The sequence below is a fragment of the Nocardiopsis halophila DSM 44494 genome (assembly GCF_000341245.1).
In the GTDB taxonomy this organism is placed as follows: Bacteria; Actinomycetota; Actinomycetes; order Streptosporangiales; family Streptosporangiaceae; genus Nocardiopsis_A; species Nocardiopsis_A halophila.
The window spans coordinates 13,522-38,048 of sequence record NZ_ANAD01000061.1 but is presented as its reverse complement, the minus strand read 5'-3'; the positions used below and the strand labels follow the sequence as shown (position 1 = coordinate 38,048).

At 75.9% G+C, this 24,527-nt stretch carries 25 protein-coding genes; 11 read left to right on the top strand and 14 right to left on the bottom strand.

What is annotated here, in order from left to right; all coding sequences use genetic code 11:
- Positions 1-16 precede the first annotated feature (16 nt).
- From D450_RS0108075 to D450_RS0108065, 3 genes are all read left to right on the top strand, one after another.
- A complete protein-coding gene (locus D450_RS0108075; protein WP_017538165.1) occupies positions 17-1,882 on the top strand; it encodes a hypothetical protein in 1,866 nt (621 codons plus the stop codon).
- 164 nt (positions 1,883-2,046) lie between these two features.
- A complete protein-coding gene (locus D450_RS0108070; protein ID WP_026124382.1) occupies positions 2,047-3,303 on the top strand; it encodes a MurT ligase domain-containing protein in 1,257 nt (418 codons plus the stop codon).
- Between the two features lie 25 nt (positions 3,304-3,328).
- Positions 3,329-4,045, top strand: a complete 717-nt coding sequence (locus D450_RS0108065; protein ID WP_017538163.1) for a type 1 glutamine amidotransferase — start codon at positions 3,329-3,331, stop codon at positions 4,043-4,045.
- 60 nt (positions 4,046-4,105) lie between these two features.
- On the opposite strand, the gene D450_RS0108060 is transcribed toward D450_RS0108065, so the two are convergent.
- From D450_RS0108060 to D450_RS0108045, 4 genes are all read right to left on the bottom strand, one after another.
- Positions 4,106-4,873, bottom strand: coding sequence for a GIDE domain-containing protein (locus D450_RS0108060; RefSeq protein ID WP_017538162.1), 768 nt, complete (start codon positions 4,871-4,873; stop codon positions 4,106-4,108).
- A 237-nt stretch (positions 4,874-5,110) separates the two neighbouring features.
- Entirely contained in the window at positions 5,111-6,151 is a 1,041-nt protein-coding gene (gene ygfZ / locus D450_RS0108055) for a CAF17-like 4Fe-4S cluster assembly/insertion protein YgfZ (RefSeq protein ID WP_017538161.1), read from the bottom strand.
- A 10-nt stretch (positions 6,152-6,161) separates the two neighbouring features.
- A complete protein-coding gene (locus D450_RS0108050) occupies positions 6,162-6,599 on the bottom strand; it encodes a Fur family transcriptional regulator (protein WP_017538160.1) in 438 nt (145 codons plus the stop codon).
- A 331-nt stretch (positions 6,600-6,930) separates the two neighbouring features.
- Positions 6,931-7,524, bottom strand: a complete 594-nt coding sequence (locus tag D450_RS0108045) for a nitrobindin family protein (RefSeq protein ID WP_017538159.1) — start codon at positions 7,522-7,524, stop codon at positions 6,931-6,933.
- 176 nt (positions 7,525-7,700) lie between these two features.
- Here D450_RS0108045 and D450_RS0108040 point away from each other — a divergent pair, with 176 nt between their 5' ends.
- Entirely contained in the window at positions 7,701-8,471 is a 771-nt protein-coding gene (locus D450_RS0108040; RefSeq protein WP_017538158.1) for a GIDE domain-containing protein, read from the top strand.
- Positions 8,472-8,540: 69 nt separating this feature from the next.
- On the opposite strand, the gene D450_RS29710 is transcribed toward D450_RS0108040, so the two are convergent.
- Positions 8,541-9,455 (bottom strand): diacylglycerol/lipid kinase family protein, encoded by a 915-nt coding sequence (locus tag D450_RS29710; RefSeq protein ID WP_017538157.1) that lies wholly within the window; start codon positions 9,453-9,455, stop codon positions 8,541-8,543.
- Between the two features lie 168 nt (positions 9,456-9,623).
- Here D450_RS29710 and D450_RS0108030 point away from each other — a divergent pair, with 168 nt between their 5' ends.
- Positions 9,624-9,986, top strand: a complete 363-nt coding sequence (locus D450_RS0108030; RefSeq protein WP_026128437.1) for a DsrE family protein — start codon at positions 9,624-9,626, stop codon at positions 9,984-9,986.
- A gap of 117 nt (positions 9,987-10,103) precedes the next feature.
- Here the strand turns inward: D450_RS0108030 and D450_RS0108025 are convergent, their stop codons facing one another.
- The 4 genes from D450_RS0108025 to D450_RS0108010 form a co-directional block, all read right to left on the bottom strand.
- Positions 10,104-10,847, bottom strand: a complete 744-nt coding sequence (locus D450_RS0108025; protein WP_017538155.1) for a phosphoglyceromutase — start codon at positions 10,845-10,847, stop codon at positions 10,104-10,106.
- 10 nt (positions 10,848-10,857) lie between these two features.
- Entirely contained in the window at positions 10,858-11,484 is a 627-nt protein-coding gene (locus tag D450_RS0108020) for a YbjN domain-containing protein (RefSeq protein WP_017538154.1), read from the bottom strand.
- Positions 11,481-12,800 carry a D-inositol-3-phosphate glycosyltransferase gene (gene mshA / locus D450_RS0108015; protein ID WP_017538153.1) on the bottom strand — a complete coding sequence of 440 codons (1,320 nt, stop codon included), beginning with the start codon at positions 12,798-12,800 and terminating at the stop codon, positions 11,481-11,483. The genes D450_RS0108020 and mshA overlap by 4 nt, the downstream gene beginning before the upstream one ends.
- A 173-nt stretch (positions 12,801-12,973) precedes the next feature.
- On the bottom strand, positions 12,974-13,969 hold the full coding sequence (locus tag D450_RS0108010) for an alpha/beta hydrolase (RefSeq protein WP_017538152.1): 996 nt from the start codon (positions 13,967-13,969) through the stop codon (positions 12,974-12,976).
- A gap of 220 nt (positions 13,970-14,189) precedes the next feature.
- On the opposite strand from D450_RS0108010, the gene D450_RS0108005 reads away from it, so the two are divergent.
- From D450_RS0108005 to D450_RS0107995, 3 genes are all read left to right on the top strand, one after another.
- Positions 14,190-14,552: a BlaI/MecI/CopY family transcriptional regulator gene (locus D450_RS0108005; RefSeq protein WP_083932578.1), complete on the top strand. Its 363-nt coding sequence runs from the start codon at positions 14,190-14,192 to the stop codon at positions 14,550-14,552.
- A 4-nt stretch (positions 14,553-14,556) separates the two neighbouring features.
- Complete coding sequence (locus D450_RS0108000) at positions 14,557-15,495, top strand: M56 family metallopeptidase (protein ID WP_017538150.1); 939 nt, start codon at positions 14,557-14,559, stop codon at positions 15,493-15,495.
- Positions 15,496-15,588: 93 nt separating this feature from the next.
- On the top strand, positions 15,589-15,894 hold the full coding sequence (locus D450_RS0107995) for a DUF2516 family protein (RefSeq protein ID WP_017538149.1): 306 nt from the start codon (positions 15,589-15,591) through the stop codon (positions 15,892-15,894).
- Here the strand turns inward: D450_RS0107995 and D450_RS35575 are convergent.
- Complete coding sequence (locus D450_RS35575) at positions 15,796-16,686, bottom strand: hypothetical protein (RefSeq protein WP_394296817.1); 891 nt, start codon at positions 16,684-16,686, stop codon at positions 15,796-15,798. The genes D450_RS0107995 and D450_RS35575 overlap by 99 nt on opposite strands.
- Positions 16,687-17,192: 506 nt before the next feature.
- Here D450_RS35575 and D450_RS35570 point away from each other — a divergent pair.
- Positions 17,193-17,513, top strand: a complete 321-nt coding sequence (locus tag D450_RS35570) for a hypothetical protein (RefSeq protein WP_017538147.1) — start codon at positions 17,193-17,195, stop codon at positions 17,511-17,513.
- Between the two features lie 714 nt (positions 17,514-18,227).
- Here D450_RS35570 and D450_RS0107985 read toward each other — a convergent pair.
- Positions 18,228-19,124 (bottom strand): neutral zinc metallopeptidase, encoded by an 897-nt coding sequence (locus D450_RS0107985; protein ID WP_017538146.1) that lies wholly within the window; start codon positions 19,122-19,124, stop codon positions 18,228-18,230.
- 17 nt (positions 19,125-19,141) lie between these two features.
- Positions 19,142-20,119, bottom strand: a complete 978-nt coding sequence (locus D450_RS0107980; protein WP_017538145.1) for a neutral zinc metallopeptidase — start codon at positions 20,117-20,119, stop codon at positions 19,142-19,144.
- Between the two features lie 113 nt (positions 20,120-20,232).
- Here D450_RS0107980 and D450_RS0107975 point away from each other — a divergent pair, with 113 nt between their 5' ends.
- Both D450_RS0107975 and dtd read left to right on the top strand, forming a co-directional pair.
- Positions 20,233-22,053 (top strand): DUF2207 domain-containing protein, encoded by a 1,821-nt coding sequence (locus D450_RS0107975; protein ID WP_017538144.1) that lies wholly within the window; start codon positions 20,233-20,235, stop codon positions 22,051-22,053.
- Positions 22,054-22,075: 22 nt separating this feature from the next.
- Complete coding sequence (gene dtd, locus D450_RS0107970) at positions 22,076-22,501, top strand: D-aminoacyl-tRNA deacylase (RefSeq protein WP_017538143.1); 426 nt, start codon at positions 22,076-22,078, stop codon at positions 22,499-22,501.
- A gap of 31 nt (positions 22,502-22,532) precedes the next feature.
- Here dtd and D450_RS0107965 read toward each other — a convergent pair whose 3' ends face one another.
- Entirely contained in the window at positions 22,533-23,222 is a 690-nt protein-coding gene (locus D450_RS0107965) for a response regulator transcription factor (protein ID WP_026128436.1), read from the bottom strand.
- Positions 23,223-23,264: 42 nt separating this feature from the next.
- Positions 23,265-24,422, bottom strand: coding sequence for a sensor histidine kinase (locus tag D450_RS0107960; RefSeq protein WP_026128435.1), 1,158 nt, complete (start codon positions 24,420-24,422; stop codon positions 23,265-23,267).
- Positions 24,423-24,527: the final 105 nt, after the last annotated feature.

The window sequence follows — 24,527 nt, the reverse complement described above, 5'->3', positions numbered from 1 at the left end:
CCCCCGGCAGCGGACGGTGCGCATCGGCTGGCGCCACGAGGCGCTCGTCCCCGATCCCGGCCCCGCGCCCCGCAGACCCGTCCCCGCCGACCGCGCCGAGCTCAGCCCCGAATGGGTGGCCGCCGAGCGCGGCTCCGAGGCCCGCACCAACCGCCCGCTGCTGGCGGCCCTGTGCGCGCTGGGCGCCCTGGCCGCACTGGCCCTGGCCCTGTGGCCGCTGCGGGTGCTGCCCGGCCTGCTGGCCTTCGCCGCGGTGCTGGCCTGCCTGACGGTGGCCGTCCCCGTGGCCGTGGCGCTGCTGCAGAGCCGCGCCGTGGTGGCCGAGCGGCTGGCCGGCGAGCGGGCACGGCTGGAGGAGCGCCGCCGCGCGGCAGAGGGCGACCTGCGCCGGAGCCAGGAGGAGCACGCGCGCCTGTACGCCGAGTGGCGGACCCGCCGCCGCGCCTTCGAGGCCCAGCCGCGCTGGTACGCGCTCAAGGTGCCCGAGGGGGTGCGCACCGTCGCGGTGGCCGGGGGCACCGGCGCCGGGTGGTCGGCGCTGCTCACCGGACTGGGCACGGCGCGGCTGTCCGACGGCGGGGACCTGGCCGTGGTCGACCTGTCCGGCCGCGCGGTGGCCGGGGACCTGGTGGCGCTGGCCCGGCGCTGCGGGGCGCGGACACGGGTGCGGGTGCTCCCCGCCGACCTGCCGCTGCTCACCCTGGGCACCGGCCTGCGCTCCGGGGAGCGGGCGCGCACCCTGGCCGCGGTGGCCGCCGCCTGCGACCCCAAGTCCGACGCCGAGCGCGACCGGCGGTTGCTGGAGGCGGTGCTGGGGGTGCTCGGCCCCCGGGCGGGGACCGACGCGGTGGTGGCCGCGCTGCGCGCGGTGGCCGCGCCCGAGGGCGACGAGGCGCGCGACGACCCGGCGCTGGCCCTGCTGGAGGAGGGGCAGCGGGCCGCCGTGCGCGCGGCCTGCGGCACCGACCGGTCCACCGCCGACCGCGCCTGGGAGCTGGAGCGCCACCTGGCGCCCTTCGAGGGGGTGGGATCGCGCGCCGGGGACGGGGAGGAGCCGCCCGCTCAGGTGAGCGTGGTGGCCACGGACCGCGCCGCCGGGGAGGTGGCGGCCCGCGCCTACGGGGCCTACGCGGTGGCGGGCCTGTGCCGTCTGCTGGAGCGCGGGGAGGGCGGCGCTGGCGCCCCCTGGAGCGGCGCGGTGGCGGTGTGCGGCGCCGACGCGGTGCCCGCCGCCGAGCTGGACCGGCTGGAGGAGGCGGCCGGGCGCGCCGGCGCCGGCCTGGTGCTGTTCTTCCCGGAGGCCGGGGACGAGGCGATGGCGCGGCTCTCCGGCCCGGGGCGGATGCCCGTGGTGATGCGCCAGCCCGGCCCCCGCCCCGCGGCGCGGCTGGCGGAATGGTTCGGCGAGGTGCCGCAGGTGCGCCTGCACCGGCTGACCGAGGTGGTCGGGGAGGCGCTGAGCGGGACCGTGGCCGACAGCTACGCCGACCACGGGCAGGACCCCGCCCGGGCGGCCACGGTGCCCACCGCGGTGCGCGCGGTCGGCCCGGCGGCGCCGGTGGCCCCGCTGGACCTGGAGCGCCACCTGCGCGCGGCCTCGGTCTGGGGGCGGGCCACGGCGCAGGCGGCCCCGGTGGACGCCGAGGACGCCCCCCGCACCGTCCGCGCCGACGTGCACGGCCTGCGCACCCTGCCCCCGACGGCGATGCTCGTCCCGGGAGAGGGCGGCGCGGTCCTGGCCGACGCCAACCCGGGGATCCTCACCCTGCCCGCCGCCACCCTCGCCACGGTCGAGGAGGGGCCGCCCGCGGTGCCCCCGGCCGAGGACGACGGGCCGCCGCCGAACCTGGGTCCGCCGCCGGAGCGGCTGGACTGGCGCTAGAGGAGCACGTCCCGGCGGCGGCCCGGCCCCCGCACGGGGCCAGCGCGCCGACTCCGGTGGAGCACGCAGAGGGCCGCGGGCAATACTCTTGGATACCGAGGCCCGCGGCCGCCGGTGCGTCCGGCGGCCCGGGCCGTGCTCCCAGCGGAAACCTAGTGGGGATCATGAGCGAACTTCCCTTGCGTGCCCAGCTCGCGTCCGTCCTGGGCAAAAGCGCGGCGTCGCTGTCCCGGGCCACCGGCCGCGGCGACGGCTCGGTCATCGGAGGGCGCGTCGCGCTCAAGGTCGAGCCCGATCTGCTCGGCAAGCTCGCCCGGGGGCGGAGGCTGACGCTGGTCAGCGCGACCAACGGCAAGACCACCACCACGCGGCTGATCGCCGCCGCGCTGCGCGAGCTCGGTCCCATCGCCACCAACGAGCAGGGCGCCAACATGCCCACCGGGCACATCACCGCCCTGGCGAAGGAGCCCGACGCGCGCAACGGCGTGCTGGAGGTCGACGAGAAGTACCTCCCCCAGGTGATCAATGCCACCAACCCGGCGGTCACCGTGCTGATGAACCTCAGCCGGGACCAGATGGACCGGGCCTCGGAGATCAACCTGCTGGCCAAGAAGTGGCGGGACGCCCTGCGCTCCAGCGAGACCCACGTGGTGGCCAATGCCGACGACCCGCTGGTCGCCTGGGCGGGCCTGGGCGCGCGGCACGCCACCTGGGTCTCGGCCGGGCAGCGCTGGAAGGAGGACTCCTGGTGCTGCCCCGAGTGCGGCGGCCACCTCAAGCGCGACCCCGACCCGCACTGGGAGTGCCCCGAGTGCGGCCTGGCCCGCCCCGACACCGGCTGGGCGGTGGACAACGACGACGACGTGGTGGTCGACCCCAACGGGGTGCGCTTCCGGATGGAGCTGAACCTGCCGGGCGATGCCAACCGCTCCAACGCGGCCATCGCCATGGCGGTCGGGGCCGCCTACGGCATCCACCCCAAGCAGTCGCTGCCCCGCCTGAGGGAGATCCGCTCGGTCGCCGGGCGCTACACCTCGGTGGTCACCCACGGCACCGAGGTGCGCCTGCTGCTGGCCAAGAACCCGGCCGGGTGGCTCGAGTCGTTCGCCGTACTGGGCCCGCCCGACGTGCCGGTGCTGCTGTCGGTCAACGCCCAGGTGCCCGACGGCAAGGACACCTCCTGGCTGTGGGACGTGGACTACACGGTGCTGCGCGAGAGGCGGGTGTTCGTGCTCGGCGAGCGCCGCACCGACCTGGCGCTCCGGCTGGAGACCGACGGGGTGCCCTTCGAGGTGGCCGACCGGGTGGACGACGTGGTCGCCCGCCTCAAGGGCGAGCGCCCCGACCTGGCCAAGGTCGACGTCATCGCCAACTACACGGCCTTCCAGCAGATCCGCGCGGCCTACGGCCGCGTCCAGTAGGCCCCCGCGACGAGGACAGGTGACCATGACCGACACGAGCAGCGCCCTGCGCATCGTCTGGATCTACCCGGACCTGCTCAGCACCTACGGGGACCAGGGCAACGTGCTGGTCCTCAAGCGCCGCGCCGAGCTGCGGGGCATCCCCACCGAGACGGTGCACGTGCTCTCCAGCGACCCGGTGCCCGAGCAGGGCGACGTGTACCTGCTCGGCGGCGGCGAGGACCGGCCGCAGATCCTGGCGGCCCAGCGGCTGCGCGCCGACGGCGGCCTGAAGCGGGCCGCGGAGGCCGGCGCCGCGGTGCTCGCGGTATGCGCGGGCTACCAGATCGTCGGCGAGAGCTTCGGCGACGACGACGACAACCCGCTGGCGGGGGTGGGCATCCTCGACGTGCGCAGCGGACGGGGGCAGACCCGCGCGGTCGGGGAGATCGTCGCCGACGTGGACCCGGCGCTGGGCGCGGGGCGGATCACCGGATTCGAGAACCACCAGGGCCGCACCGCGGTGGGCCCCTCGGCGCGGCCCCTGTCGACGACCGCGACCGGGATCGGCAACGGCGACGGCACCGAGGGCGCCGTCCAGGGGCAGGTGGTCGGCACCTACCTGCACGGCCCCGCCCTGCCGCGCAACCCCGCCCTGGCCGACATGCTGCTGAGCTGGCGGGTGGGCGGCGAGCTCGCCCCGCTGCCGCCGGCCTGGGGCGAGCGCCTGCACGAGGAGCGCCTGGCGGCCGCCCTGGGGTGAGCCGCCGCGGCGCTCCCGCGCCCGCCGTCGTGCCGCCCCCCCGCGCCGGCTCCGGGCCCCTCAGACCTCCAGCAGCAGGACCAGCCCGGCCAGCAGGGCGACGGCGGCCGGCAGGACGGTGTAGCCCAGCGCCTCCCGTCCGCGGTCGGCGCGCAGCAGCTCGCGGTGGGTGCGGGCGGACAGGGTGAGCGGGGTCTGCGGGGTGGACGCCAGGTGCACCCCGCCGTCCGCGCCGCGGACCGGCGCCCCGCGCACGAACAGGGTCTGGCCGGGCAGCACCGCCCACTCCCGGTAGGCCACCCCCGGGGTGAGGCCGCTCGGGGCGGCGGCGCTCAGCGTCGCCGTCGGCGCGGGCGGACGGGTGGGCACCTCCTCGCGCCCGGACACCGCCGCGGAGGGCACGAACCGGTCGTAGTGCGGCTCGGCCCCTTCGATGTCGGCGCCGGCCGGAACGCAGTGCAGGGTGCCGCGGCCGTCGCGGAGGCGGAACGCCGCGTCGGACTCCTCCAGCAGCAGCCGGTCGGGCTGGAGGCGGTCCCCGGCACTCGAGCGGTAGTGGTGGTGCACCGCCTCGATCCGGTACCACACGCAGGGCGTCCCGGAGTAGGGCGCCCTCAGCGGCCCGTCCGGGCCGGGCTCGGCGGTGGCGCTCACCTCCGCCGCGGGCGGCAGGTCGGTCAGCTCCCTGAGCTCCTGTGTGGTCAGGAACGGCGTGTTCTGCAGCCGGAGGCGGTGGCGTCTGGCCTTGAGCGCCCGCAGCAGCAGAAAGGCGCCCAGGCCGATCAGGGCCAGAGCGATCAGGTGCAGGGTCGCCGCGATTCCGTCCACCGTTGCCTCCGTGGGCCTGTGCAGGTCATGGCCCGTCGGCGATGGCGGGCCCGCTCCCATGCGTATACCCGCGACAGGTGACGGGGCAATGACCCGCGGTGTTCAGGTTTCGCTAAGACGCCTGGAGGGAAAAAAGTGAGGCCGTTCGCGCGCCGCGCGGTGCGTCCCCCCGCGGATTCGTTCACCGGTCCGCCCGCGGCGGCCCCCGGCCGGGACCCGGTGGGGCTCGGCGGGGCCTCAGCGGGGGGAGCGGCGGAGCCTGATGTCGGCGTTGGCGCCGGTGTCCGGGGGCACGACGACCTCCTGGCCCGCGGCGATGCCGTCCACGGTGAACTCGGCGTCCACCGGGACGTTGCGCTTGACCAGGCCCAGCGCGACGGGCCCCAGCTCGTGGTGGCGGGCGGAGGACCCGACGGCCCCGACCGCGCGCCCGTCCAGCTCGATCGCGGCGCCGCGGGCCGGCAGCCGCTCGGCGGTGCCGTCCAGGTGCAGCATCACCAGCCGGCGCGGGGGGCGCCCCAGGTTGTGCACCCGGGCGACCGTCTCCTGCCCCGGGTAGCAGCCCTTCTCCAGGTGGACGGCGGTGCCCACCCATCCGGCCTCGTGCGGGATCGTGCGCTCGTCGGTGTCCAGCCCCTGGCGCGGGCGGTGGGCGGCGATGCGGGCGGCCTCATAGGCCCACATCCCGGCGGCGCGGGCCCCGCCGCCGGTGAGGGCGCGCGCGGCCGCCGACAGCGCCGGGCGCGGCAGCAGCAGGTCGGTCTCCTCGTCGGCGCGGCGCACCGGGGCCTCGGCGAACGCCTCGGGCGCCGCCTCCCCGGCGGCGGCCAGGGCGGCGTCCCGGTCCGGGCCGGTCACGGTGAGTACGGCCCGCTCGCCGGTCAGGTCCTCGACCTCCACCCGCATCATGAAGCGCATCCGGTCCAGGAAGGCGGCCAGCTCGGCGGCCTGGCCGGGCTCGGTGTGCAGCCACACCGCCGCGCCGTCCTCCAGCACCGCCATGTGGTGCCGGATCCGGCCGTTGGCGTCCATCAGCAGCGCCTCGGAGGCCGTTCCCGGGGCCATGCCCTCCATCGCCTGGCTGGTGAGGCTGTGCAGCAGGGTGAGGCGGTCGGCCCCCGACACCCGCACCACGCCCCGGTCGGAGCGGTCGGTCCAGGCCGCCGCGCGCTCCATGGCGCGGCCTTCCTGCACGGGTTCGCCGTAGTGCGCGGCGACGTCGGCGTCGGGTGCTTCGGCGGGGACCGCCCCGGGGCGGGCCAGCAGCGGAGAGCTCATGTCCCCGAGCCTATGCGTTCGCGTCCGGACCGGCGTCCGCGCACCCGCGGCACAGCCCGTAGACGGTCAGGTGCCGGGCGTCGGCCCGGAAGCCGCTGCGCTCGGCCAGGCCGCGCACCAGCCCGTCCGCCAGCTCCAGCGGCGCGTCGGAGGCGGTGCCGCAGCCCCGGCACACCATGTGCAGGTGGTCGGCGTCCTCGGTGAGGTGGTAGGACGGCGCGCCGTGGCCCAGGTGGGTATGGGTGACCAGGCCGACCCGCTCCAGCAGGTCCAGGGTGCGGTAGACGGTCGAGGTGTTCAGCCCTTCGGCGGTCTCGCGCACGCGGTTGCCGATGGCCTCGGGGGTGGCGTGCTCCAACTCGCGCACCGCCTGGAGCACCAGCTGCCGCTGGGGCGTGACGCGGTAGCCGCGGGAGCGGAGCTCTTCCCGCCAGGTGCGGTGGGACATGTCACCGAGTCTACGGCGCCCCCGGCACCTCCGGAGCGGCGCGCGGGACGCCGGTCGAGGGGGCGGGCGAGGGGCCGGACGCGACCGGGGAGGGGCCGGAGAAAAACCCTTTGCCCCGCCGAGAACCCCGGACGTAGTGTCGGTCCCACGCAAGAAAGGAGGTGGTCCTGGAGTGGTTTCTTTGAGGACTTGCGAGGTGGCCGCCCGCTAGGGCGAGTCGTTCCACGACGGATCGCCCCGGCGAATCCACAGCGGACACCGAGGCCCCCGGGAGGCCGGACTTTGTCCAGCCGGCCCCGCCGCCCCAGGCGGAGGAACCCCGGGGGCCTTCTCATGCCTCCTGAGCGCCGCCGTCGGCGCTCTGCGCGGTCTTCCCGTCCTTCCCGTCCGCACCCGTCCGCCGGAGCTGGGCCGACATGTACGAGCGCAGCTCGTGCCCCTGCGCGGCCATGTCCCAGGCGTAGCCCAGGATCTCCCGGTCCTCGCCGAACAGCCCGTACAGGCGGTGCCCCGCGGTGACCTCCAGGCCGGTCTCGGTGCGCAGCACGGCGTCGGTGGACATCTCCACCCGGTTGGCGAACACGTTGCCCAGGTAGACCTCGTTGAAGCCCTCCGGGTGCGCGATCAGCGCCTCGACGTGGACGGGCGGCACGTCCTCCCCCGCGCCCTCGGGGCGCTCGGTGCCCGGCGGGCGCGCCCGCCAGTAGCCGCTCTCGGAGGTGACGTACTCGCCGAGCGTGCCGTCCGGGTTCATCCGCCAGGCCTGGGCGCTGTAGGCCAGGAAGGGGCCGCCTTCGTAGGAGAACTCGACCCGCTGGCCGAACTGGAACTCCTCGGTGCCCTCGTAGCCCGCGACGCCCACGCCCTCCCAGCGGCCGATCAGGAAGGACAGCTTTTCGAGATCGGGGTGTAGATCCGGCTGCATAATGTCCGAGAGTAGCGGCGGCGGAGGCGTGCCCCGGTCATGCCGGACCCGGGCGCGCCGCCGCGGGGCCCGCTATGGCCCGCCCCACAGCGGCCTCCGGGCCTCCGGATGCGCCCGGAGCTGGTAAAGAAGAGGGGCACGGCAGCTGGATACGAGCGGAGGACGGGGACCTGACGATGGTGGTGATCGGTGCGGTCCTCATCGCCGCCGCGGCGGTTCTGGCCGTTCTCGCGGCGCGCGCCCTGCGCCGGTACGCGGAGCAGCGGGGCCTGGAGCGGGTCCGCCCGCGCGCGCTGGCGGCGATGCGGGGCGAGGACGTGACCGTCACCGGGGCGGCGGTGGCCGGCCCCGGCGGGCGGGACGAGTCGCCCCTGGCGCGGCTGGCCTGCGTCTGGCACGGGCACGAGGTGCTGCGGCACTACTGGTCGGTGGAGGCCGACGCGCGGACCGGGGAGCGCGAGCGCCGCGCCGACCCCATCGCCGACTACACCAGCGAGGAGCCGTTCGCCCTGGTCGCCCCGGGCGAGGAGGGGACCTCGGGGCCGGTCCTGGTGGATCCGGCCGACGCCGCCGTCGAGGGCGTGGAGCTCGCCCTGCAGCGCGTGGTCGGGCGCCCCGAGAAGGGCGTGAAGGCGCCCGCCGACGACCTGCTGCCCCGGGTCAAGGGGCGCATCTCCGGGCTCTTCCGCGGCGAGACCATCGAGTTCGAGTACCGGGAGTGGCTGCTGGCCCCCGGCGCCCCGGTGGCGGTGAGCGGCCGGGTGGAGCTGCGCGAGGGGCGGCCGGTGATCGCCGCGCCGCCGGACGGCCGGGTGCGCATCGTGCGGCTGGGCTCGGCCGACGGCGCCCCCGAGGCGGCGCGGAGCCGCCGCCAGGCCCTGCTCCTCGGCGGCGGGACCCTGGCCTCGGCCTGTGCGGGCCTGCTGATGGTCCTCGGCGTGGTCTGAGGGCGCGGATCGGAGGGCGGCCCGCACCCAGGTGCGGGCCCTGGGCCCCGCGCTCCGCTCCGACCGCTCCTACCGCTCGGAGCGCGCTGCCGGATCGGCCCGGTCGTCCTCCTCGGGGACGAGGAAGGTCCAGGCGCCCGGGAGGACGCGCCAGGTGCGGGCCGTGACCCCCTCGGCGACCTCCCCGTCGGCGCTCGCCGAGCAGGGTTCCCCCAGGGCGGTGACCGAGACGGTGCGGGCGGGCCGGTGGTGCACCTCGGCCTCGGTCGGGTGGGTCCCCCGGCGGAGCCGCAGGGCGTGGAGCGCCCGTCCGGCCAGGCCCCGGGAGCGGGAGACCACGAGGTCCATCACGCCGCTGTCGGGCGCGGCGCCGGGAAAGACGCGCCCCGCGCCCCCGCCGATGAAGCGCCCGTTGGCCAGGCCGACCATCAGCAGCCGGTGGCCGGAGCCGTCCACCTCCGCTCCGTCGGCCACGATCCGCAGGCGGTACCCCCGGGCGGCCGCGCCGGCGATGGCGCCGCCCACCGGGAAGCTCAGCGGCCCGAGCAGCCTCTTCCAGCGCGCCGCCTCCCGGGTGGAGTCCGCACCCACGCCCAGGTGCACCGCGTTGACGGTGACCTCGCCGGTGTCGTCGACGATGAGGTCCAGGGGCCGGGGCCGCGCACGGGCGAGGGCGGCCACGGCCGCGGGCACCTCCAAGGGCAGGCCGAGCGTGCGGGCGAAGTCGTTGCCGGTGCCCATGGGCACGAGCCCGACCGTGCGGGAGGCGAGTTCGCCGCGCCGGTACAGGGCGTTGGCCAGCGCGTGCAGGCTGCCGTCGCCGCCGGCGGCCACGACGGTGCCGTGCCCGCCCTCCAGGGCCTCCTCCAGCCCGCGGGGGTCCGAGCAGGAGACGACCTCGGCCCCGTCGAGCTCCTCGGCCGCCGCCGCGCGGAGCACGTCGGTCTCCGCGCTGCCCGCCGCGGTGTTGGTGATGATGAGCATGGCCGTGCTCCGTTCGCTCCGTGGGCGGGGTGCCGCCCGCCGCGGGCCCTGCCGCGGTCCCGCCGCGGCCCGGCCGACCGATGCTACTGCGCGCCGGGCGCCCGGACCCGGCGGGGCGGCGGGGACGGCGGCCGGGCCCGGGTCCGACCGCCTCGCTAGGGTGGCCCCATGACGCGGACGATGGTGATCAAGGTCACGGCGGGCGAAGAGGCCCCCGAGCGGTGCAATCAGGGCTTCACGGTGGCCGCGGCGGCGGCCGCATCAGGGGCGCGGGTGTCGCTCTGGCTGACCGGGGAGGCGGCCTGGTTCGCCGTCCCCGGCCGGGCGGAGGCCTTCGCGCTGCCGCACGCGGCCCCCTTGGCGGACCTGCTGGAGGGCGTCCTGGCCGCGGGGACGGTGACGGTCTGCACCCAGTGCGCGGCCCGGCGCGAGCTGACCGAGGACGACCTGCGGCCGGGCGTGCGCATCGCGGGCGCCCCCACCTTCGTCGAGGAGACCCTGGCCGAGGGCGCCCAGGCCCTCGTCTACTGATCTCCCGCCGGGCGGCCCCCGCACCCCTGCCGGAGACCGCGCAGCCGGGCCCGCCGCGCAGTGCGCGGCGGGCCCGTGGCGGTCCCGACGGCGGTTTCGGCGGTGCCCCTCCGGCTCCTACTTGCCCTGGTTCTTGACGGCCTCGATGGCGTCCTTGGCCGCCTCCGGGTCGAGGTACTCGCCGCCGCGCTTGCGCGGGGTGAAGTCGTCGTCGAGCTCGTAGACCAGCGGGATCCCGGTGGGGATGTTCAGCCCGGCGATGGCCTCCTCGGAGATCCCGTCCAGGTGCTTGACCAGCGCGCGCAGCGAGTTGCCGTGCGCGGCCACCAGCACCGTGCCCCCGGCCGCCAGCTCCGGGACGATCGCGTCGTACCAGTACGGCAGCATCCGGTCCACGACGTCGGCCAGGCACTCGGTGCGCGGCATCAGCTCCGGAGGGAGGTCGGCGTAGCGCGCGTCGCCGGTCTGCGCGCAGGGGTCGTCGTCGGCGATCGGCGGCGGCGGGGTGTCGTAGGAGCGGCGCCAGACCATGAACTGGTCCTCGCCGTACTCCTCGCGCGTCTGCGCCTTGTCCTTGCCCTGGAGGGCGCCGTAGTGGCGCTCGTTGAGCCGCCAGCTGCGGTGCACCGGGAGCCAGTGCAGGTCGGCGGCGTCCAGCGCGATGTTCGCGGTGCGGATCGCCCGCTTGAGGACCGAGGTGTGCACCGCCTTCGGACGGATCCCCGCCTCGGCGAGGAGCTCGCCGCCCTTGCGGGCCTCGGCCTCGCCGGCGGGGGACAGGTCGACGTCCACCCAGCCGGTGAACAGTCCTTCGGCATTCCAGACACTTTCGCCGTGTCGCAGCAGAACCAGCTTGCCCATGGCCGTCAGCCTAGCGACTCGCCGGCCCGGGGCGCTCGACCGCGCTCCCCGAAGGGTCCGCGCCGTTCGCGCCCCCGCCCTCGGCGGGCTCGGAGACCAGGTGCCGGAAGGCCTCCAGGTTGCGCAGGCTGTACCCGCCCTTGACCCGCCAGGCCCACTCCTTGCGGATGGAGGAGGCGAAGCCCAGCTCCAGCGCGGTGTTGAAGTTGTCGTCGGAGTAGGTGAGCACGCACCCCAGCAGCCGGTCGACCTCCTCGGGGGTGACCGCGGCCAGCGGCAGCCGCCCGGTGATGTAGACGTCCCCCGCCTCGTCGGCGGAGAACGCCATGCCGTAGGTGTCCTCGTTGCGCCCCAGGAGCCAGCGGTAGAAGCCGCCCTCGTTCTCGTCGGGGCGGCGGCAGAAGAACGACTTCACCAGCAGGCTGTGCGCGCCCACGTCGAGCCAGACCAGCGTCTTGAGTTTGCGCCGGCCCGGCAGTGTGACCAGGAACGCGCCCGGCCGGGGCCGCTCGCATTCCAGCTCGGCCTCGCGCACCGCCGCGTCGACGGCCTCGGCCGCCCGGCGTTGCGGGGTGTGGGTCCCCTCCATGTCCTGCATGCCCTCCATGGTGCCCGTCCGGGTGCCCGCGCCGGTCATCCGGCCCTCGCCTCGGAGGCGGCGGGGGACGCGGGCGCCGGCGCGGCGGCCGCGCGGTAGGCGCGCAGCAGGCCCTCGGCCGTCGCCGACCAGCTCAGCCCGGCGGCGTGCGCCACGCCGGCCCGGCCCATCGCCGCGCCCAGCCGCGGCCGCTCGACCAGGGTGTGCAGCGCCCGCGCGTAGTCGTCGGGGTCGTGGCCGTCGATGAGCACCCCCGAGGCGCCGTCGGCGACCGCGGTGGGCAGCCCGCCCACCCGGGAGGCCACCACCGGCGTGCCGCAGGCCTGGGACTCCACCGCGACCAGCCCGAAGGACTCCGAGTAGGAGGGGACCACGGTGGCGGTCGCCGCCCGGTAGTACTCGGCCAGCCCGGCCCGGCCGCGCGGCGGCTCCAGCCGCACCGCGTCGGCGATGCCCAGTGAGCGGGCCAGGTCGGCCAGGCGCCGCGGCTCGGCGGCGCCGCTGCCGGACAGTCCGCCGACCACCGCCACCACCAGGCGGCGGCGCAGCGCGGGCTCGCGCTCCAGCAGCCGCGCGGCGGCCCGCAGCAGCACGTCGGGGGCCTTGAGGGGCTGCACCCGCCCGACGAACAGCAGCAGCACGGTGTCCTCGGGCATGCCCAGACGGCGCAGCGCGGCGGCCCGGTCGCCGGGGGTGAACACGTCCAGGTCCACCCCGGGCGGGACCACCGCGACCCGGTGCGGGTCGGCCCCGTAGTACTCGGTGAGCTGGCCGGCCTCGTCGTCGGTGTTGGCCACCAGCAGGTCCGACCAGCGGGCGAGCTGGTCCTCGCCGCGCACCCGCAGCTCCGGCTCGGGGGCGTCGCCGGCGGCCAGCGAGCGGTTCTTGACCCGGGCCAGGGTGTGCATCGACTGCACCAGCGGCACCCCCCACCGGTGGGCCACGGCCAGCCCGGCGCGGCCGGAGAGCCAGTAGTGGCCGTGCACCGCGTCGTAGTGGCCCATGGGCTGGCCGGCCTCGGCGCGCAGCACCCCGAAGGTGAAGGGGCACAGGTAGCGGGCCAGATCGAGTTTGTCGAGGGGGCCGTAGGGGCCGGCGGCCACGTGCCGCACGGCGGCGCCGGGCGCCAGCTCGGCCACCGGGGGCAGGCCGGGCGTGGTGGCGCGGGTGAACACGTCCACCTGGGCGCCGCGCTCGGCCAAGCGCTTGGCGACCTCCACGATGTAGACGTTCATGCCCCCGGCGTCGCCGGTTCCGGGCTGGTCGAGGGGCGAGGTGTGCATGCTGAGCATGGCCACGCGCAGGCGGCCGCCGGTGTCGGCGCGGTCCGCGGCGCCCGGTCTGTCCGGCTCCACTGTCCTGTCGTCCCCCTTCTCCCAGCGGCACCGGAGGTGCCGTGCCCCGCGGGTGCGGGCCCTTCCGCACAACAGGGCGCAACCACACGCTGTTCCCATCATGGACAGGGTGCGGGGGCGGGTGTGCACCCGGGGTCGGGAGAGGAGGCCGGAGGGTGCGGCCGCCGAGGGGGTCAGTCCCCGCTCTCGGCCCCGGTCGCGGGCCGGCGGGTCCATCCTTCTGTGAGGAAGTCCACGGCTTGCGGGAACGTGGGCAGCCAGGCGTCGTAGGTGTGCGCCCCCTCGGGGAAGAGCGTCTCCACCTCCATGTCGCGCTCCTCCAGCAGTCCGGCGAAGCGCTCGGCCTCGCCGTGGATGCTGCCCTCCTGGAGCGGAGTGCGGTCCTGCTTCCCCTCGATGAGCATGAAGCGGATGTCCTGCACCTCGGGGTCGTCCAGGAGCCGGTCCGGTGCGTGCTCCTCGGGGGTGTCGCCGAAGGTCCCGCTGGGGTCGTCCACCTTGAAGTACCCGGCCCAGCTGACGGCCTGGGAGTACAGGCCGGGGTGGCGCAGCGGGAGCGCGGCGGCCCCGTAGCCGCCCATGGAGAACCCGCCGATGGCGCGCAGCGCGCGCGGGCGGCGCAGGTCGCCCTCGACCGCCTCGACGGTCTTGCGGGTCACGAACGTCTCGATCCGGTAGTCGTCGTCGACCGCGTCGCCCCACTCGGTGTCGGCGCCCCCGGTCTCCTGGCCGAACGGGGCGGCGATCACGAACTCGACGCCCGCGCGGCACATCTGCTCGTCCATGCGGGGCCCGATGCCGGCGTCCTTGAGGTCGGTGTGGGTGCCGGTGGAGCCGTGCAGCAGGTACAGCACGGGCAGGTCGGCGCTGTCCGGGCCGGGCGGGCGGCGCACCCAGATCGGGCGCCCCTCCTCCGGCGCGGCGGGGTCGGGCACCCGGACGATCTCGTCGGTGCCGGGCTCGTCGCACACGGCCACCGACCCCGGGCGCGGGTGCACGGCGGGGCCGTCCGGCACGGGCCCGTGCAGGGCGCTGCCGGCCGCGGTCCGGGCGTCCTGGGCGGGCGCCGGGCCGTGCTCGCCCTGCACGGCGGCGAGCGTGGCGGCGGTCGCCACGACGAGTGAGGAGGCCGCGAGCGCGGTCGCTCTGCGGGACAGCGAGCTGAACACACCGTGATCCTAGGGCCCAGACGGCGAACTGCGGGCAGGGCGCGGCAAGGCCCGGGCGAAATGTCGGTACATGGGATGAGGGGCCGATCGGCCGGGCCGCGCGGCGGTGCCCGGCGGCGCGTCCGGCCACGGGTTCCGGCGTGCCCGGCGGCGCAGGGGAAGGCGAGCCTGACCGGGGGGTGCCACACGGGGTAGTACTACCCGCCGTAGACTCAGCGGTATGAATCGGCTCGGCGACCTTGAACGCGCGGTGATGGAGGTACTGTGGCAGCGGAGCGCGCCCATGACGGTACGCGAGGTCGGTCGCGCTCTGGCTGAACGGGACCTGGCGCACACGACCGTGATGACGGTCCTGGACCGCTTGGCGAAGAAGGGCGTCGTGGACCGGACCCGGGAGGGCAGGGCGTGGCGCTACCGCCCGGCCGCCAGCCGGGAGAACTACGTGTCGGAGCTGATGTTCGACGCACTCGGGCAGACCGGCGACCGCGACGCGGCGCTGGCCGCCTTCGTGCGCTCGATGAGCGACGAGGAGGCCGAGGCCCTGCGCCGCGCACTCGAGGGAAACGACGAGCAGAGGACGTAGCCGTATGGTCAGTGCCGCACTCCTCTCCGCGATCGCGGTCGGCTGCTTCGCAGCCGCGGCACGACTCCGGCGGGCCCAGTGGCCCTTCCGCGGCCCCTATGTGGCCGTCATCGCCTGGCAGGCCCTGGGGCTGGCCTGGGGGGTGTCCACGATCGGGGCGCTGCTCGCCTTCGGCCTGGACCCCTACGGCCGCGGCGTCTTCGGCGGCCTGGCCGCCGTGGCCCGGGACGCCGCCGAGCACGGGCTGCACCTGGCGGTCACCGCGGCCAGCCCCTTCGGCCCGGCCCAGGTGGCGGCGATCCTGCTGGCCCTGGGGCTGACCCTGCTCCTGTTCTGCTGCCTGGTGGCCTCCTTCGTGCAGGTGGTGCGCACCCGGCGGCGCCACCGCGACCTGCTGCACCTGGTCGGCCGGGACGACCCCGGCGTGCCCGGGGCGCGCATCCTGGACCACCCTGCGGCGGCCGCCTACTGCCTGCCCGGGGTGCTGCGCTCGGAGGTGGTGATCAGCGCCGGAGCCCTGGAGGTGCTGGACTCCAGCGAGCTGGCCGCGGTCATCGCCCACGAGCACGCCCACCTGCGCCAGCGCCACGACCTGGTGCTGCTGCCCTTCTCCTCGCTCAAGCGCGCCTTCCCCCGGCTGGGGATGATGCGCGCCTACTACCGCACCGTCTCGCTGCTGATCGAGATGTGCGCCGACGACCAGGCCCGCCGCGAGCGCTCCGCCCGCGAGCTGGCCACCGCGCTGATGCGGTTCGGCGAGCGCGGCGCCTCCGCGCCGGCCGGGGCGCTGGCCGCCACCGCCGAGCACACCGACGTGCTGGCCCGGGTGCGCCGGCTGCTGCAGCCCGGCCGCGCCCTGACCCGCGCCCAGAGCGCCGCCGTTCTGGGGTCGGCCGGCCTGCTCATGGCCACCACGGTCTCCCTGTGGCACCTGCCCATGTGACGCGCCCCTCCCGCGGGCGCCGGGCACGATCGGGCCCACTGCCGCGTTTACCCTGAGACGACCAGGACGCGACCAGGACGGGCGGGGACTCCCATGGTTCTGATGGGCTATCTGTACCAGGCCATCTACATCGCCATCTTCGTGACGACGCTGTACGCCCTGATCGAGGCCGCGCGCACGCCGGCCGAGGCCTATACCGCCATGGACAAGCAGACCAAGACGCTGTGGGTGGCGATCCTGGGCGTGGGAACCGGGCTGTCGCTGCTGGCGGCGCTGGGCACGGGGGGCTTTTTGACCTTCCTATCCCTGGTCGCCGCGCTCATCTTCATCCTCGACGTGCGCCCCGCCGTCCGCGGCATCGGGCGCGGCGGCGGCAGCGGGCCCTACGGTCCCTGGTAGGAGCAGCGCCGCCGCCTCCCGGACCGCGTCGGCGTAGGCCGGGTCCAGCACGTAGAACGAGTGCCCCAGGATCTCCGGGTACAGCGCCTCCCCGGCCGGGATGTCGTAGCGCCGCGGGTCCGGGATCGGCTCGGCGTCCTCCAGTGTCCGGGCGCCCTCGGGGGCGGTGTGCACCGGGCCGCCGATCGCGTCGGTCACCCGCCACAGGTTCCGCCACCGGGCCACCCGCCCGGCCGCGTCGGCCAGCGCCGCCGGCCCGAAGTAGGCCGGGAAGTAGCGGGTGTAGAGCCGGTGCAGCGGGGAGCCGTGGGTCACCAGCGCCACCGAGGGGCGCACGTGCGGCGGGAGCTGCCAGACCGTGGCCGCGGCCAGCACCGAGCCCTGGGAGTGCCCGGAGAGCACCACCCCCCGGCCGGCCTCGGCGGTCGCGGCCACCCGCGCCACCAGCTGCGGCACCGCCCGCTCGGCGTAGGAGGGCGGGGCCAGCGGGTGGGCCACCCGGGGCCAGAACGTCCCCACGTCCCACAGCACCCCCACCGCCTGGCGGACCGGGCGGCGCCGGTAGGCGCTGAAGCCGACGCCGAACAGCGCCGCCAGCATCAGCGTGCCCAGCCAGGAGCCCGCGGTGACCAGCACCCCCGCGGCGCCGTGCAGCGCCTCCTCGGCGCCCGGCCGCCCGGCCGCGCGGGCGGCCACCAGCACGGCCAGGGCCAGGCCGGGCACGAGCACCGCCGCCAGCGCCACCGGCAGCGACTCGGTCATCCGGCCCATCGCCCGCGCTCGGGCGATCATCCGGGTCCGGTAGGCGTCGCGCCGCCGCCCGTACCAGGGCGGCGGCCGCCGACACCTCCTCGGCGGTGCGCCGGCGCAGCCGCAGCCACAGCCACAGCGCGACGCCCGCCACGACCACCGCCTCCAGGGCGAAGGCCAGCTGCAGCCAGGAGTAGGGGGCGGGGGTGGCCAGCGGGACGCATCCGGCCCGCTCGGCGCCGGGGTAGTGGCAGCCGCCCAGGAAGCCCGCGCTCTGGTAGACCACCGCCGAGGAGAACACCCCGCCCAGCAGCAGCCCGACCGCGGCCGCCGACGGCCCGGCCAGGCCGCGCATCGCGGTGTCCCGCTTGAGCGGGGTGCGCGCGTACAGCGCCGCGGCGGCCGCGAACAGCACCAGCACCAGCAGCCCCAGGGCCGCCAGGAGCCCGGTCAGCCCGTCGGCGTACCCGGGCAGCCGCCCCTGGGCGGTCCACCCCGGCCGCGGCCAGGCGGTGTAGAGCACGGTGGCGGCGAGCAGGCCCAGGGCGGTGTCGCGCAGCCGCGCGCACACCCGGTCGGCGCTGCGGTTCCACCGGTGGGCGGTGCCGGGCACCAGGGCCATCAGCGACGCGCCGGCGAGCACCGCGCCGAGCAGGCCGACGAGCCCGGCGCCGACCGGCGGAGCCCCCGCGGCGGCGTCGAAGCGCGCGGCCGGGACCGCCGCCACCAGCCCCACCGCGCCCACCGCCACCGCGATGTGCACCGACCGCAGCCGTCCCATGATCATGCTGTTGCGCCAGAAGTGCGGCCGGCTCAGCGGCGCCGCGGCCGACGGCGTCGGCGCCGTGCCCTGGGCGGCCGCCTCGTAGACGCTGGTGGTGCGCCGGGACAGCCGCCACAGCAGGNCGCCGGCCGCCAGCGACAGCCCGGGGCGGGCCAGCAGCCCGCCGGGGGCCGAGAGCGTGCCCAGCAGTGGTCGCAGCGCGGCGCAGCGCTCCCCGTAGGCCGGGCACTGCCAGCCGACCAGGTCCATGCCGACGCCGGCCGCGGCCAGCACCAGGAGCACCGTCAGGCCCAGCGCCAACAGCCGCGAGGCCGACCCGTAGGCCAGGTCGGCGGCGCGGTGCAGGCGGGAGGGCGGGGCGCCCTCCTCCGGCGGCGCCGGGCGCATCCAGTAGGCGATGTTGACCAGGATGAAGGGGAGCAGGAGCAGCCACAGCGCACGTGAGGCCCGCCCGGAGGTGAGGTTGCCCCAGGCGAAGATCTCCCGGGGCACGCCGGGCACCGTCCGCGTGTCGGGGGCGCGGCGCCAGCGGAAGAACCCGGCCAGCCGGTCGCCGCCCACCCGCACCGCGGGCTCGACGTCCAGCAGCTCCTCGGCCTGCCCGCCGCTGACCCCGTGGATCCTCAGCTCCACGACGCTCGCGTCACGGGGGTCGCATGCGTCGCATGCGTCGCATGCGTTACAGGCGGGACGGGCGCGGTCCTCGGGCATGCTCGGATTGTCCCACGCGGCCCCCGGCCGCACGGGGCGGTGTGCGGGGACGGGAGCGGCCGGCACCGGCCGCCGCGCCCGGTTCCGGTCACTGCACCAGGGCCGGCTCCGCCGTCCAGGTGTTGCAGGAGCCGGGGGACTGCCCCTCCAGGCCGCGCTCGGTCCACGCGCGGCTGTTGGCCTGCGACCCGTGGGTGCGGTCCTCCTCGGCGCCGTCCGGGCGGTCGGCGGTGGCCTCGGCGTCCTCCAGGACCGCCGCGGTGTCCCGCTCCTCCAGCGGGTAGGAGACCGCCACCGACCCCAGGAAGGCCCCGGCCAGGCAGTTGGCCTGCAGCTCGGACCGGCGCGTCCAGGCGTTCTGCGCCCTGCGGCCGGACTCCCGTCCGCGCCGCTCGTGGTAGTACTCCAGCAGGCCGGACTCGCCCTGCACGTGGTGGGCGTACTCGTGGGCGAGCAGCGAGGCGTACACCGCCCCGTTGGTCTCGCCCTGCCACTTGCGCACCACGTCCTCGGTGCCGATGTACACGCTCTGGCTCGTGCGGCAGTAGAAGGCGCCCGCCTCGGAGGGGTAGTCGCGGCAGGGGCTGCTGCCGGGCTCGGTCCAGAACACCCGGGACGGCGGGTCGTAGGGCAGCCCCGCCTGGGCGAACTGGGTCGACCACGCCTGGTCGAGGCAGTCGGCCACCGTGTCGAGGAAGCGCTCCATGGACGCCGGGTCCTCCACGTCCGGGTCGGGCACAGGACAGGGCAGCGGGGCCAGCCGCCCCGTGTCGTAGAGCGGGTTGTCCACCAGGGCCTCCCGCCCGGCGGGAACCCGGGAGTCCGCGCCGGGCGCGGCGGCCTCGTCGGGGGCGGAGGATCCGCCCCCGGGGGCGGGGGCGGAAGACCCGCCGGCCGCCGTCCACAGCAGCACGAAGAGCGCCACCGACGCCGCGGCCAGGGCCGCGAAGAGCGCGGTGCGCCGCCGGCCCTGCCCCACGTCCACGCTCCTCCTCGCAGCCGCTAGTCGACCAGGCCCTCGTCCGCGCTCCAGGTGTCGCACGCGGCGGGGTCCTTGCGGTCCATCCCGTGCTCGGTCCACAGGGCGCCGCTCTCGGCGGAGCCGTGCGTGCGGTCCTCCACGTCGTAGTCGCCCCGGCGCCCGGCGTCATCGAGGATATGCGCCCGCTCCCGTTCACCGATCGGAAGGCTGGTCTCGACCGACCCCAGGAAGGTGCCGCCCAGGCAGTTGGCCTGCAGCTCGCTGCGGCGGGTGAGCAGGTCGCGCTCCCCGCCGGAGGCCGACCCGCGCGCGGCCTGGAAGCGGGCCAGGATCCCGGACTCGCCCTGCACGTGGTGCGCGTACTCGTGGCTGAGCATGAACGTGTAGCTCTCCGGGCGGTCGCTTCCCTGGGAGGAGGCGACGATGTCCTCCACGCCCAGGTAGAGCCCCTTGTTCGCCTGGCAGTAGAAGGCCGCGGTCCCCTCGGCCGGGAAGTCGCCGCAGGGGCTCTGCCCGGAGGCGTACCAGAACACGCGGTTGGGCGGCTCGAACTCCATGTCGCCGGCGGCGAACTGCTCCTGCCACGCCTTGTCCAGGCAGTCGGTGATCTCGTGCAGGAACGCCTCCATCGACCGCTGGTCGTCCGGGTCGACCTCCGGCGCCGGGCACTCCACCTCGGCCATCTCCCCGGTCGCCCGGAGCGGGTCGCCGGCCGCGGAGACGGGCCCGGCGCCCTGCGCACCGGGGGCGGAGGCCTCCTGGGCGGCCGCCGGGCGCACCGGGTCCGCGGCGGCCGGCCGCTCCACCACCTCCGAGATGGTGAGGAACCCGGCCAGCCCCACCGCGCCCAGTCCGGTGAGCAGCACCAGGACCACCGCCGGGCCCATCGGCGGGCGCGGCGGGCGCTCGGGGAGCAGGACGCGCGGCCCCGCGCCCGTCCTGCGGCCCGCGCCCCTCCTGCGGCCCGCGCGTTCGAAGCGCGTCCCCCTGCCGGCCATGCGCCGTCTCACCTCCTGGACCGCCGACGTCCGACGACGACGTCGATTATGACGGGTTTCCGAGGGTCGGCCGGTACGGACCCCCGAGGGGGAGCCGCTAAGCTCGCTTGGCGATGTCCGAGACCGGCCTCCGCGGGCGGGGAGCCCGCCCGGCCGCGGCGGTGTGCGCCGCGGCCCTGGCCGTGCTGCCCTGGACGGTGCCGTCCGGGGCGGCACCGGCGGGAGCGGCGCCGGTACCCGGCCGGGACCGGCAGGAAGAGCGGGACACCACCGACACGCACACCGTCCCCCAGGGGGCCGAGGCCGACGCGACCACCGTCGACATCCGGCTGCGCATCGACGAGGCGGGCGTGGTGCACGCCGAGGAGACCCTCGACTTCGGGGCCGGATCCGGCCGGGAGTTCACCCGCAGCCTGCAGGCCCGCGCGCCCTACGACGCCGACCACGACCGGCTCTACCCGGTCTCCGGGGCCGGCGCCGAGGACCCCTCGGGGCGGGAGCTGGAGGTGCGCACTGAGGAGCGCGGCGACGCCGTGGACCTGGTCGTCGAGCGCGGCGACGCGCCGGCGGCCGTGCTCACCTACACCGTGCGCGGCACGCTGCAGAGCACTGCCGACGGCGTGGAGCTCGAGTGGACCCCGGTGGCCGGGTACAGCGAGGCGGTCACCGAGACCCAGGTACAGGTGGACGCGCCGCTGCCGCCGGTGGCTCTGTCCTGCACCGCCGGAGACCCGCGCAGCTCCATCTACTGCACCTCCTCGGACATGGGCGGGCACGAGGCGCTCACCGCCCGCTTCCTGCAGGCCAACATGGTGCCCGGGCAGCGGCTGTCGATCGTGGCCGCCTACCCGCCCGGCACCGCGCGGGTCGAGCCGGTGCTGGACCGGACCTGGTCGCTGACCTCGGCCTTCGCCATCACCCCGGTCACCGGCTCGGTCTTCGGGGTGCTGCTGATCGGGCTGCTGGGCGGGCTGGCGGCCCTGGTGCGCATCCGCGGCCGGGACGAGCGGGCCCTGCGCACCGAGTCCGGCGCCGCCGACAACGTCCCGCTGGCGCCCGGCCCCGGGCTGCCCGGCGGCATCCGCTTCCGCCCGCCCGACGGCGTGCACCCCGGCCAGATCGGCACGCTGCTGGACGAGCAGGTGGGCGTGGTCGACCTGGCCGCCACCGTGGTGGACCTGGCGGTGCGCGGCCACTACCTGATCGAGGAGCTGCCGCACGAGCACCCGGCCTCGGCCGACTGGCTGCTCAGCAAGCGGGTCCCGCCCGCCGACGAGGAGCTGCTGCCCTACGAGCGCATGCTCATCGACGCGATCTTCGACCGGCGGGTCGAGGTCCGCCTGTCCCGGCTGCGCCGGGACGGCTTCGGCGAGCGCCTCGGCGCCGTCCGCGACGAGCTCTACCGCGACATGGTCCGCCTGAAGTGGTTCTCCCGCCGTCCCAACGTCACCCGGAACCGCTGGGCCAGCGCCGGGATCGGGGTGACCGTGGGCGGGGTGGCGCTCACCGCGGTGCTGGCGGCCTTCACCCACGCCGCGTTCACCGGCCTGGCGGTGGTCATCGCCGGTGCCGCCATGACGCTGGGCGCCCAGTACATGCCGGCCAAGACGGCCCGGGGCAGCAGCGTGCTCGCGCACACGATGGGCTTCCGCGCCTTCCTGATGACGGCCGAGGCCGAGCACGTGCCCAAGGAGCGCCGGGTGGAGCTGTTCTCCCGCTACCTGCCCTACGCGCTCATCTTCGACAACGTGGACCGCTGGGCGAGCGTGCTGGCGGCCGCGGGGGCCGGCGAGCAGAGCGCCAACAAGCGCCTGCCGTGGTACGAAGGCCCCGAGGAGTGGCAGGTGGAGGACTTCGCGGAGGCCATCACGTCCTTCGTGCTCACCCTGTCCGGTGTCATCTCCAGCACCCACCACTTCCGGATGCTGGGCTAGGGAGCGAGCGGGAGGAGCGCGGATGCGCGCGGTGCTGCAGCGCGTCGACGGGGCGTCGGTCGAGGTCGAGGGGCGCACGGTCGGGGCGGTCCCGGGGGAGGGGCTGCTGGCCCTGGTGGGGGCGACCCACACCGACACCGGCGGGCAGGCGCGCGCGATGGCGCGCAAGATCTGGAACCTGCGCATCCTGGAGGGCGAGCGCTCGTGCTCCGACGCGGGCGCCCCGGTCCTGGTCGTCAGCCAGTTCACGCTCTACGGGGACGCCCGCAAGGGGCGGCGGCCCACCTGGCAGGCGGCCGCGCCCGGCCCGGTCGCGGAGCCGCTCGTCGACGCCGTCGTCGAGGAGCTCCGCGACCTGGGCGCGCACGTGGAGACCGGCGCGTTCGGCGCCCGGATGCGGGTGGGACTGACCAACGACGGCCCGTTCACCGTGCTCGTCGAAGTCTGACGGGCGGGCCCGTCCCGCCCGGATGCCCGGGTCAGTCCGCGTCCGGCTCGAACTTGTAGCCCAGACCGCGCACGGTGACGATGTGCCGGGGGGCGCCCGGGTCGGTCTCGATCTTCGCGCGCAGCCGTTTGACGTGCACGTCCAGTGTCTTGGTGTCGCCCACGTAGTCGGCGCCCCAGACCCGGTCGATCAGCTGCATCCGGGTCAGCACCCGGCCGGCGTTGCGCAGCAGCACCTCCAGCAGCTCGAACTCCTTGAGCGGCAGCTGCACGTTGTCGCCGCGCACCGTCACCACGTGCCGCTCCACGTCCATCCGCACCGGGCCGGCCTCCAGGGCGGCGAGCTCGACCGGCTCCTCCTCGCCCTGGCGGCGCAGCACCGCGCGGATCCGGGCCACCAGCTCCCGGGAGGAGAAGGGCTTGGTGACGTAGTCGTCCGCGCCCAGTTCCAGGCCCACGACCTTGTCGATCTCGCTGTCCTTGGCGGTCAGCATGATCACCGGCACGTTGGACTTCTGGCGCAGCGTCCGGCACACCTCGGTTCCGGGGAGCCCGGGCAGCATGAGGTCGAGCAGGACGAGGTCGGCCCCGCTGCGCTCGAACTGCTCCAGCGCCACGGTCCCGGTCTCCGCCACGGCGACCTCGAACCCCTCCTTGCGCAGCATGTACGACAGGGCATCGCTGTAGGATTCCTCGTCCTCAACGACGAGTACACGCGTCACTTTCGCTGCCTCCCAATCGCATTGGGTCGATGCGGCCCGGGGTCATCCGGCGTGTGCCGGGGCCCGCTCCGCGTCCTCGGTCCGGGGCAGGCGCAGTGTGAACGTCGACCCCGAACCCTCCTTGCTCCACACGGTGACTTCACCGCGGTGGTGGGTCATGATGTGCTTGACGATGGCCAGGCCCAGGCCGGTCCCCCCGGTGGCCCTGCTGCGGGCGGCGTCCACCCGGTAGAACCGCTCGAAGATGCGCTCGAGGTCCTGCGGGGGGATGCCGATGCCCTGGTCGGCGACGCTGATCTCCACGGCGCTCTCGGTCTCCTCGGCCGTGACCGAGATGCGGGTCTGCTTGGGGCTGTAGGCCACCGCGTTGGAGACCAGGTTGCGCAGCGCCGTGGCGAGCAGCCCCTCGTCGCCCAGCACCTCCAGCCCGCCGGCGCCGCCCGCGACCAGCTCGATCCGCTTGGCGTCGGCGGCGGTGCGCACCGTGTCCAGGGCCTCCTCGATCACGGCGTCGACCTCTACCTCGGCGGGGTCGGCCATCGGCTCGGCGCCCTGGATCCGGGACAGGGTGATCAGGTCCTGGATGACGTGGGTGAGGCGGCCGGCCTCCTGCTGCATGCGCCCGGTGAAGCGGCGCACCGCCTCCGGGTCGTCGCTGGCGTCGGAGATGGTCTCGGCCAGCAGGGAGAGCGCGCCCACCGGGGTCTTGAGCTCGTGGCTGATGTTGGCGACGAAGTCGCGGCGGACCGCCTCCACGCGCAGCCGCTCGGTCTGGTCCTCGGCCAGCACCAGCACCAGGCCGGTGCCGCCCAGCGGGGCGACGCGCACCGCGAAGGAGGTGGAGTCGGGGCCGAACTTGCGGACCGCGACCTCGATCTCGGTCTCCCGGATCACCCCGTCCCGGCGCACCTGGCGGGCTAGGACCAGCAGGTCGCCGATGACCAGCTCCTCGCCGCGGACGATGCCGTAGGCGCGCGCGGCGGAGCTGGCGCGCAGCACCCGGTCGGCCGGGTCCAGCACCACCGCCGAGGAGGGCAGCGCGGCCAGCACCTCGGCGATCCCGGGCGGGAGGTCGGAGGGTTGCGGAGGGTCGGGGGACGGGGGCGTGCGGCCCCGGCCGAGCGGGAGAGCCAGGCCGGCGCCGAGCCCGACCGCGAGCCCGAGCAGGGCCGCGATCGCGGTCACGAGTTCGCCTTGCACACTTCGATCGTAAGCGGACAGACCGCCTCTTTACCCGTGTGACCATGTGTTACAACCGAGGTTTCGTGAATATTCACCGATGCTTACGGTGACCTTCAACTAGTG